Origin of the sequence: Rivularia sp. UHCC 0363 (assembly GCF_034931125.1) — a bacterium.
In the GTDB taxonomy this organism is placed as follows: domain Bacteria; phylum Cyanobacteriota; class Cyanobacteriia; order Cyanobacteriales; family Nostocaceae; genus Rivularia.
Genome location: NZ_JAYGHM010000122.1, coordinates 1 through 9,616 on the forward strand (window position 1 = coordinate 1; position 9,616 = coordinate 9,616).

Below are 9,616 nucleotides of genomic sequence, written 5' to 3' on the forward strand. Positions count from 1 at the left end.
CCGACGTAGCGTTTATCTTCACTTTCCCAGATATCATGCTGACATAGCGAAAGATAGAGAGATATTTCAAAGCATAGTGTGGGGTTTTCAACTTCTCCTCTTCTTCCGTCGCTAATTCAGACTTAACTTTTGCATTTTCCCAATCGATGGAATTCAAATATTCTTCATTTTTTACTTGCCATTCTCGCTCTAAACGCTCGTATTCTTCATTTTGTGCTTGAGCGACACCGTGTAAAGAATTAAAGTCAGCGAGGAAGTCACCTTCCCCACTGCTCTTCAGAACCGGACTTGAAACTTTCACTTCATCCGGCTCCTCAATGATTTGGCGCTTTTCTTGCGTACCTTTGACAAACTACCATCTGTGGCAGTTTTCTCGTCGTGGCAGTGTCTATGTAATAGTTGTAGATTTTTCCATGTATCCGTAGCGCCTTTCGACTTAGGGATTATATGGTCTACTTCCATTACATCGTGTTCTAGGAATTTCATATCGCAGTGTGGGCATACCCCTTTTTGCTTTTTGAGAAGCAGAGCTATCCTGTTAGGTAGTAGAGGGTTTTTCCCATGTCTGTTGCTCCAGTAAACTAGGTTTCCGTCGTAGGGTGAGACACCATTTTTAACCATTATGTGTCTGACAATTGATTTGTCAGAATGTTTAGCTAAAATGTGTGTTTTCCCATCTTTTTTATGGACGAATTCCCAATTTTTATCTCCTATGGTCTTCCAGTATTTTTGCACTATCCAACTCTTGCTTTTCTTAGGATGCCTTCTCCACGCCCATGCTCTTAGTTTTTCATAAACCATATATCCTAGTTTTTGAAAAATCTCTGAACTTACCCCTGTTGAGTAGTAGTTAGCCCACCCGTTTATGATTGGATTTAATTTTTTTATTAAAGCCAACTGGGGTGCTGCTTTGTGAGATTTGATAACCGCTTCAATGTCACTTAGGTGAGATTTGCAGCTTTCTCTACTAGGTGAGGTTATGGTTTTGAAACCGTTTTTTGAGTGGGTTTTTCCAACAAAATGCTGTCTTATGTTGAAGCCTAAGAAGTTGAAACCTGGGTTCTTTCCGTTATATGGATTCAGTGTGTGGACTATGCTTGTTTTCTCTTGTTTGAGTTCAAGACCCAATTTTTTTAACCATTCGGAGATAATAATTTTTGCATTTTTTACCACTTCTTCCCTTTCGTGTAAAATCACGAAGTCATCGGCGTAACGAATTAACGATATAGCAGAGCGTTTGTTTTTTCTACTTATCTGTCTTCCATTTGAACGTTTAATGTCCAATGTTTCAGCATATTGCTTGATTCGTTCTTCCATGCCGTGCAGGGCGATGTTGGCGAGGAGAGGACTTAAACCCCCGCCTTGTGGTGTGCCAGTCTCCGTTGTAGTGAAGCTTTCTTTATCTACAACTCCTACTTTCAACCATGCCCGGATTTGACGACGTAGTTGTGGGAAGGTGTTTATTTTTGATAGAAGGGCTTCGTGGTTAATCTTGTCAAAACATTTAGCTATGTCTGCATCTAAAGCGTATTTAGGCTTCCGTCTTATGGATAAAAAGATTGCTTCTATTGCATCATGACATGACCTACCGCTTCTGAATCCGTATGAATTTGGCTCGAATCTGGCTTCCCATTCTGGCTCTAGAGCCATTTTTACAAGAGTTTGTAGGGCGCGGTCTCTTATCGTAGGTATTCCTAGTGGTCTCTTCTCCTTTTTTCCGGGCTTGGGAATCCAAACTCGTCGGATAGAGTCCGCTTTGTTTTTCAAGGAAAGGCTCAAAGTTAATCTGAGTCTTTGAGGAGGGGTAAGTGATTTAACACCGTCCACTCCTGCCGTTTTTTTCCCTTTGTTATCCTGCGATATTCGTCGCACTGCTAGTGCTTTTGAGTACCATGATTTTAGGAGGAGCTTTTGTAGCCTGCGATATGTTTTAATATCTCCACGTTGCGCGGCTTGATAAATTCTATTTTGAAGCTTATACACACGACGTTCTAGCTTTCACCAGTTTATCTTGTGCCATTCTACCGTAGTCTTTAAACTCGTTTTAGACATTTTTCCTCTACTTTAAACTTTATCTTCCAAATCATCGTGAATCCGTCAGCATATCTTAGACATTACTCCAAGCTTTCGCTTCTGATTCAATCTTTCCTATTGGAGGCTTGCGGTTGGTACCTACTCAGAATCGACCTCTGAGAACCTTCGACAGGTTATTTCGTTCCGAATGATAATTCTATATGTCTTTAGAGCGATGCTTTTCGCCGGGTTTATCGGAGGTGCATATTGGTCAGGATTTAAACTGCCAACTCCATTATCCTTTAACCTTTTGGTTCTAGCGTGTCAGCCTTTTCGCTAGTTCAGTGTAACGACGATTCAGACGCATCTTCAAGAAATCTTTACTCATGGACACCTTGCTTGGCGTTCCCCAGATATGGCTTCCAGTGGATTTCACCTTTCATCCCCGCTTCAGGCATTGATGACCAGTCTCAAACCTGGGGGATGTGCTTTCACCGTTGCACTTACGGGATAGGATTCTCACCTATATTATCATTCAGTTATCAAGGTTTTCACCTAGCGACTAATCCCCCTTGACCCTTGTAGGTCTTGGTTTCTAGCCAACGAATCACACTAAATCATCACTATCTAACACCCCTTCAGCCACTAAATCTCCCAAATTATCGGTATCCCAAACGGAGGGTTGTAATACTACTTTTTTAGCACTATCCATAACCTTATCTCCTCAAAAAATGCTAGTTACTTAATCCTTATAATAAACAACTATCAAGTAAATATGAACAAAAATACTACTTTAGTGATAGAAACATTCTTTACTAAAGAACTACTATGCATCAATGCACAAACAACTAATTTTAAAGGAGAAATAATTAATTAAAATATATTAGTTATGGCAATTACCCTATCCCACTTCTGCACAAAAACGGGTAAACCAATTATCGCTGACAACGAACCAATCACAGAAACAATCGAACACTGTTTGGCAGAATATTTTGCACCAAATGCCACTTTCAAATTGGGGGTAGTATATCAGGGATTAACAACAGAAGAAGACCTCAAGCAATTTACTCCCCTCGGTTTAACTCTGCAATTCGCAGCCGATAATCGCTTCTACTTTATGGATGAAGAATTGCGAGAAAAGATTTTTGACCAACCTCACTTTGGTGCAGCATACGGTTCAAATATGTTCACACCCTGTCAAAGCTTTTCGGAGCGGGAAAACTTGCGAGTCTTAGTTGTAGATGCTGAAACTGGTGAGAATGGTGGGGTGATGCCAAATTCTGAAGCAATTAAGTTAGTTGGGGATGGTGACGGGAAAATAGATGCAGCATTACATAAGTCTCTTGGTAATGAACCAGCAACACCATTTCAAACTCGTTTTGGTATTAAAGAAAGACGTGATGGGCTTGATATAGATAATGATAATAATAAAACTTGGCAATTCGGAAAAGGTACATTTGCACCACGGGATTTAAGTCAGGTAGGGAATGGGTATGATTTGGTAATTTCGAGCGAGCAACTCAAGGGAAGAGGAGGGGGGGAGAAGGAGGGAGTGAGTGAGAGAGGGAGAGAGGGAGGGAAAGAGCGAGAGGGAATGGAGCGGGGGAGCGGGACAGGGCTTTCAAGTGTAGGTATTTAACAAAGGTGTATTTTAGCAGGTAAAATACTGATCTGATTGTCATCAGCAAAAATATCTAATGGTGCATCCGGGAGAATACCAATGAGAAAAAGTGAGGAATTAAGAGAATGGACTAGGAAAGTGATTGAAAAAATGCCAAATCTTACAAAACCTCAAGCTGTTGTACTCGCAATGTGGACTTTTGGGATAGTAATGACCCAATCAAGTGGACTAACGACCGTTTCAGTATTTTTAGCAGAACTACTAGGTAAAAAGGAGAATACTGTACGTCAGCAATTGCGGGAATGGTATCAAGACGCAGAAGATAAAACAAAAACTGGTCGAACTTCATTGGATGTGACATCTTGCTTTAGTCCATTATTATCTTGGGTCTTAAGTCTTTGGCCCGAAGGCGAAAAACGCTTGGCATTGGCAGCTGATGCCTCAACTTTGAGTGATCGCTTTACTGTATTAGCAATTAGCATTGTTTATCGTGGCTGTGGAATTCCAATTGCTTGGAAAATAGTCGAAGCAACTAAACCAGGAAGTTGGAAACCCTACTGGTCAGAATTATTTTGCCATATAGATAAAACAGTACCAGCAGATTGGTTTGTAATTGTCACCACAGACAGAGGGCTTTATGCTGAGTGGTTGTACCAACAAATCAAGAACATTGGTTGGCATCCGTTTATGCGGATTAACCTTCAAGGACAGTTTCAAATTAAAGGATCTGATTCTTGGCTAGCTTTAAATAGTCTTGTCCCGGAAGCTGGTCAGTCATTTAAGGGATTGGTTACTTGTTTCAAAAGCAACCCGATTGAATGTACATTGTTAGCCCGTGATGACGAGGGTTATGCCTTCCTATGGTTAATTCTCACCGATTTACCACCTGAAGTTGCAGATGCTTGTTGGTATTCGATGCGTTCTTGGATTGAATGTTTATTTAAAGACGGGAAAAGAGGTGGTTTCGCTTGGCATCAAACCAAAATGACTGACCCCAAACGTGCCGAAAGACATTGGCTTGCAATCGCGTAGTTTACCGCCGCAGGCATCGCAACTCTATGGCAAGTTAGTGTTGGTGGTTGTGCCGATGCCAATATGCCCGTTAGCTGTTTGGATTCCTTACCTCAAAATCATGTTGCCCGGCGCAATTTTAAAAGTAGCGCACCTCATCGCTGGTTAAGCTGTTTTCGCCGTGGATTTGTGATTATTAAAGCTGCTCTACTAAATCATCTTCCTTTACCTCAAGGTGCTTTTTTTCCTGAACCTTGGCCGACACTTACTCCACAAGTTCATGTCTCCCTAGTCACCCTATCTACTGCTTGATTTTTAAATACCTACCCTTGAAAGTGTCCCCCTCCCCCGCTCCACTTTCCCTCCTCCATCTTCAATCTCCGATAAAAATTGGCGCATTAACTTCGTGAGTAAAAAACGGAACCGGACCAATAAAATATGGTGTTGCTCCACAGACATTTTTGAATCGAAAGAACAAAGCCGTATCAACAGTATCGGTTTTCTCGTCGGGTTCCATTACTGCTACTTTAAAAGCGCTTCCATAAGGCAATCTTCCAGTAGGTTCCTTACCTCCATTTACCGACTTCAAGCAACCCCAACCACCTTCTACTTTTTGATATTTTCCGCTAATCCAAGAGCTTCCTTCAAAGTTACCTCTAATGTTGCGTCCTGAATTTTCTAAATCATCAAGTTCGATGTGCGGACAATTTTCTCCTTCACAGGGGACGGAAAAGCCTGCTACATCAGAACCAGATACCGTGCGCTGACGACGTTTTTCTGCCGTACCCCAGATGAAATCAATTCTGGCAATCTTGTTACCTAATTCGGTTAAGGGAAGAGGAAAAGAAGCTAGAGGTACAGCGTTTAATCCTGGAATGTCTTTAATTAAAGTATTTTCCCAACCTTTGAAATTTGATAGTTGTACGATTCCCTTCTGCTGAAGGCAGAGTCCTAGTGGGTAGATTAGTTTGGCTTTGCGCTGAAGATGGTGAAACGTAAATGCTAACGGAAGCTAATACAATAGGAACAAATTTCAAGATGATAAATTTACCAATATTCATGAATCTATATTGAGATATTTTTTATTATTTTTAGTCAATTATCAGTATGAAAGTCATTTCCTCTTGACGTAAAAGTATTTATCACAAAAGTGATATTTTCATATACTGCTAGGTCAATTACCGCAAGGCAATTACTCCCAATCTCATTAATACCTTGTTTAATATTTTTTAATTCCCAAACAAAACCTCCGGTTCTTTAGCCCACCGACTTGTATCTGGCGACGCAGCAGGACGAGCGTAAATTGCTTTATTACGAATCTCCACAATTTTATCTTCTTCTCGAATCATACTAGGAGTAAAGTGCGATAAGCCGGAGGCTTGACGCTTTGCGTATCGCACTTCTAAAAAGTCTCCTACACCTACAGTTAAAGGTTGTTCGCCAAGTTTAGAGGTCGGAAACTTCTGTGCATTCCGATAAAATACCTCTTCAGCTGTCTTTCTTACCATCAGCGCGATTTCAGCCGGAGTCAGTAGCTTCGTTTCTCTCAATAAGCGCAACCAATCTTTTTCGCAGAAATCCAATCCTGGAAAATATTTAGCTAGATGTAATTTAAAGATTTCATATCTTGCTCCAGTATGGGGAAGGTCTACAAAAATAATCTCATCAAAACGACGTATTAATTCTGGAGGTAAAAACTCCAATCTGTTAACTGTTGCCATAACTAAAACTTGCGATGTTCTTTCTTGCATCCACGTCAGTAACTTTCCTGCTAATTGACGAGATACACCACCGTCACTGTCGGAATCGAAACCAGCAAAACCCTTGTCGAAATCGTCAAAATAAAGAACTAAACCATGTTCTCCATTCGCATCGCAAAATTGTAAAAACTCTCGTAAATTCTTCCTTGATTCGTATGCAGTCGCACCTCTTAATCCAGCCCAATCAGCAGCAACCATTGGGACACCCATTTTTTTTGCGGCTAATTTCGCGCTGAGTGATTTCCCCGTTCCTGGTGGTCCCCAAAGAATCATACCTTTGGGAAAGCTAAGATTATGTTGTTTCGCTTCTGGCTTAAGTAGTACCGCAGCACGTTCCAATATTTCTTCTAATAAATCCAAACCAGCAGATGAAGGTACATCTGGTTCGCTTATAAATTCCACACCCTGTCCTTTTAGCTTGCTCTTCTTGTAATCTAATACTGCATCAATCAATTCTTCTAAGGTATGGGTAAATCTCGATAAACGCTTCAATAACATCTCTAATTCACCAAATGGTAAACCCAAACAAGTGCGGATTAAAGTTTCAAACTGTTGTGTACTATTTGTTGTCAATTTACAGCAAAAATCCCGAACTAAAGTTGTAATTGCGATCGCACTTGGTAACGGGTTAACTAATACAGGAATTAAAGGTGCTAACGAGTAAGGAAGTTCAACATAATTTTCTAAACAGATGAGAAATCTTGGTACAGAATTTGCATCTAGGTCATAAACTAAGTTACTCAGCATCATTTCTGTTTGCTGGGACAACCTACCTGTTAAGATATCCGGCGAAATTACACCTTCAAAAACAAATATCCCTGGGACATCGGGATGCTGTAATAACCAATTCAATCCTGAAAAACATTGGTTTTGGGTAGATAGAAGTTGTCCTGAATCGTTGAAAATTTGCAATTGAGAATAGCCAGTATTCCAAAAATATAAAGGTAATAAGCGATTCTGAGCTAATTCATAAACAAATTCTAATATTTTAAATCGTTCGGTAATAGGACTTTCTATTGCAATAACAGTTTGTTTACTATCGAATAACAATGGTAAATGACTCAAATTCATTATTAGTGTATCCTCGTGAGAGAAGATATTTGATAAATACAATAGGTAATTATGAGCGAAGATAGTCAAGGTCTAGAACAGATTTTAGGTACAACAATCACGGAATACACTCCCAACGCAATTAAATTTAGTAATTTATCTGATTGTGTATTGGAACAATTACTCGATCTTTATTGATTACTTCCCTCACTCTCTCCCTGCCTCACTCCCTCACTCTTCCCAGAACGGCACCTCCTGGCATCATCAACAAAGAACCTTGAGATACAGCGCGATTCCCAACTGCGATCGCACTTTGTCTTTCTCTGGTATTTACCGCATTCAACTCTGTAGCTGCTTGAGCAGTTAAGGTTAATCCCAAAGCGTTATCTTGTCGTGACTGATTCGCTTCTTTTAAAAGTAAATCGGAAATAGTAGTATTATTTTTCAGTTGCTTGGAAATATTTTGCAATATTTGTTGGGAAGTATCGGAATTTTGAGAATCATCTGACATTTCACTTGATTCAACCTCGGAATTAGCACTCAATTCAAGATTCTCAAAGGACTCCTGTTGAGCATTTTTAGAAAGAGTTTTATTCTGTGCAACTTCAATTGCTCCTAATCTTTCACTTTGATTGGCTAAATCTTGACGAATTGCATAAGAATTAGGAAGGTTATTCTCCAATTTGTTGGACGTAATACCATCTTCTGTCAGCGAACCTTTCATAATTTCGTTTACAACTTGACCCAAATCGGGGATATCAACCGAACCGATTGAATCTTTAACGAGCTGCTTAATGTTACCGAAAAAATCACCGCGAACAAAGTAACGTATATCATTAATAAATCCTTCAATTTCATCTGATGAGTTTTTGTTGAATGTTGAATTAGTCGTTTGAGTAACTCTTCGATTTTCCGATATATCTGAGGTTGCTGCAAACGAAGAACTGATTGAAATTAAATTCAAACTAATAATTCCCATACCAATTATTGAAACACTTTTAATAACAAGATAAAAGTGATAAAGGTCAAAACTATCTGAATTGATTCTTTTACTTGTAGCTTCTGCTTTTTGTTTCCTATCTTCTCTACTTTTACCTCTAAATCTACGTATACGTTTCCTTGTCTTCAACTTTATCTTTTTCTGATACATTTTTACCTTCTCCACAGAGTCAGCGATAAACCTTTATTTTGTTTGATAGCTGCAACATAAACCCTGGTGAACTTAGCTAAACCTTGTAATTGTCCTTTAGTAGTATTAGGGTATTGGGATAAAATTGCTCGACGTGTACTGCGTTCATCTTGATTTGTCGCTATTGCAGCTAAAGCCATTTCTCCTGGATAAAATCTGGTTTGCCAAAAACGCCCTCCTTTCTCAATTAACCAGCAAGAATATAAATCAGAACGACGGGGAAAGAAGGATTCTGAAGCATTACTCGCAATTATCTCAACTGGATATAACAGATACTTCTCAAACGAAGCAACAGCATTTGAAGTGATACAGCCAGTAATTCTGTAACTGATATTCTGCATAATCATCGCTGCTGCTGATGACTGACAGATTGTATCTGGGTCTTGACTGGATAAAACTATACTCAATCCATCTTTCCTTGCGATCGCGCAGAGTTCACCCACCATTGCACTGAAGCCATCTTTACGGAACAACACAGAAAGTTCATCACCAATAAAAAGACTTTTAAGATGAGAAAGAGCGACTCGCAAACAGGCTGCTTTTGCTGCAACAGCCATTGTGTAAGAATCTTGGTCATTACTCAGTCCTGTTAGAGCATAGAATTTGACCATTGGTTCTGGAGAAAAACTGCTCGGTTTACCTATCGCTGTTCCTAAAGGACTTACCAGTAATGCAGTAATCTGGCTGGTGATTTGGTTTATTGCTTGGTGGTCAATGGCTTCTGGTTTTTGAATATTTAGTCGTGCAATGGTAACTATTCGAGCAAAATCCTTTAACGTTGGTATATCCTGCCATTCGGGTGATTTCCAACCTCTGGAAAATGCTAAATTATAGCGCTCTATGATATCAGGGTCACTTAGAAATACGTCCAGTGCTTGCATCAAAATAGCATCTACTCGTTGTGCTAGATGTGGAGCATTTAAACGTCCCATAACGATAACGCTCAAAGCATTGCGTATAAACGAACGCCAT

At 39.8% G+C, this 9,616-nt stretch carries 9 protein-coding genes and 1 pseudogene; 4 read left to right on the top strand and 6 right to left on the bottom strand.

What is annotated here, in order from left to right; genetic code table 11:
• On the bottom strand, positions 1 to 301 hold a 301-nt coding region (locus VB797_RS34120), incomplete at its 3' end, for a hypothetical protein (RefSeq protein ID WP_323242243.1).
• Entirely contained in the window at positions 298 to 1,983 is a 1,686-nt protein-coding gene (gene ltrA / locus VB797_RS34125) for a group II intron reverse transcriptase/maturase (protein WP_323242244.1), read from the bottom strand. The genes ltrA and VB797_RS34120, both read right to left, overlap by 4 nt.
• A 919-nt stretch (positions 1,984 to 2,902) precedes the next feature.
• Between ltrA and VB797_RS34130 the strand changes: the two genes are divergently transcribed.
• The 3 genes from VB797_RS34130 to VB797_RS34140 all read left to right on the top strand — a co-directional run bounded on the left by VB797_RS34130 (position 2,903) and on the right by VB797_RS34140 (position 4,957).
• Positions 2,903 to 3,652 carry a hypothetical protein gene (locus tag VB797_RS34130; protein ID WP_323242245.1) on the top strand — a complete coding sequence of 250 codons (750 nt, stop codon included), beginning with the start codon at positions 2,903 to 2,905 and terminating at the stop codon, positions 3,650 to 3,652.
• Between the two features lie 81 nt (positions 3,653 to 3,733).
• Positions 3,734 to 4,666, top strand: a complete 933-nt coding sequence (locus VB797_RS34135; protein ID WP_323242246.1) for an endonuclease — start codon at positions 3,734 to 3,736, stop codon at positions 4,664 to 4,666.
• Between the two features lie 63 nt (positions 4,667 to 4,729).
• On the top strand, positions 4,730 to 4,957 hold the full coding sequence (locus tag VB797_RS34140; protein ID WP_323242247.1) for a hypothetical protein: 228 nt from the start codon (positions 4,730 to 4,732) through the stop codon (positions 4,955 to 4,957).
• 61 nt (positions 4,958 to 5,018) lie between these two features.
• Here VB797_RS34140 and VB797_RS34145 read toward each other — a convergent pair whose 3' ends face one another.
• Positions 5,019 to 5,234: a hypothetical protein gene (locus VB797_RS34145; protein ID WP_323242248.1), complete on the bottom strand. Its 216-nt coding sequence runs from the start codon at positions 5,232 to 5,234 to the stop codon at positions 5,019 to 5,021.
• Positions 5,235 to 5,436: 202 nt separating this feature from the next.
• Here VB797_RS34145 and VB797_RS34150 point away from each other — a divergent pair, with 202 nt between their 5' ends.
• Positions 5,437 to 5,586, top strand: a complete 150-nt coding sequence (locus tag VB797_RS34150) for a hypothetical protein (protein ID WP_323242249.1) — start codon at positions 5,437 to 5,439, stop codon at positions 5,584 to 5,586.
• Positions 5,587 to 5,874: 288 nt separating this feature from the next.
• Here the strand turns inward: VB797_RS34150 and VB797_RS34155 are convergent, their stop codons facing one another.
• From VB797_RS34155 to VB797_RS34165, 3 genes and pseudogenes are all read right to left on the bottom strand, one after another.
• Positions 5,875 to 7,476, bottom strand: coding sequence for an ATP-binding protein (locus tag VB797_RS34155; protein WP_323242250.1), 1,602 nt, complete (start codon positions 7,474 to 7,476; stop codon positions 5,875 to 5,877).
• Positions 7,477 to 7,678: 202 nt separating this feature from the next.
• A complete protein-coding gene (locus VB797_RS34160) occupies positions 7,679 to 8,605 on the bottom strand; it encodes a hypothetical protein (RefSeq protein ID WP_323242251.1) in 927 nt (308 codons plus the stop codon).
• Positions 8,606 to 8,607: 2 nt separating this feature from the next.
• A pseudogene (locus VB797_RS34165) lies at positions 8,608 to 9,616 on the bottom strand (hypothetical protein); the annotation flags it as partial.

Coding starts and splice junctions, on each gene's coding strand:
- VB797_RS34130 (WP_323242245.1), top strand. CDS start 2,903: ATGGCAATTACCCTATCCCACTTCTGCACAAAAACGGGTAAACCAATT.
- VB797_RS34135 (WP_323242246.1), top strand. CDS start 3,734: ATGAGAAAAAGTGAGGAATTAAGAGAATGGACTAGGAAAGTGATTGAA.
- VB797_RS34140 (WP_323242247.1), top strand. CDS start 4,730: ATGCCCGTTAGCTGTTTGGATTCCTTACCTCAAAATCATGTTGCCCGG.
- VB797_RS34150 (WP_323242249.1), top strand. CDS start 5,437: ATGAAATCAATTCTGGCAATCTTGTTACCTAATTCGGTTAAGGGAAGA.
- VB797_RS34155 (WP_323242250.1), bottom strand. CDS start 7,476: ATGAATTTGAGTCATTTACCATTGTTATTCGATAGTAAACAAACTGTT.
- VB797_RS34160 (WP_323242251.1), bottom strand. CDS start 8,605: ATGTATCAGAAAAAGATAAAGTTGAAGACAAGGAAACGTATACGTAGA.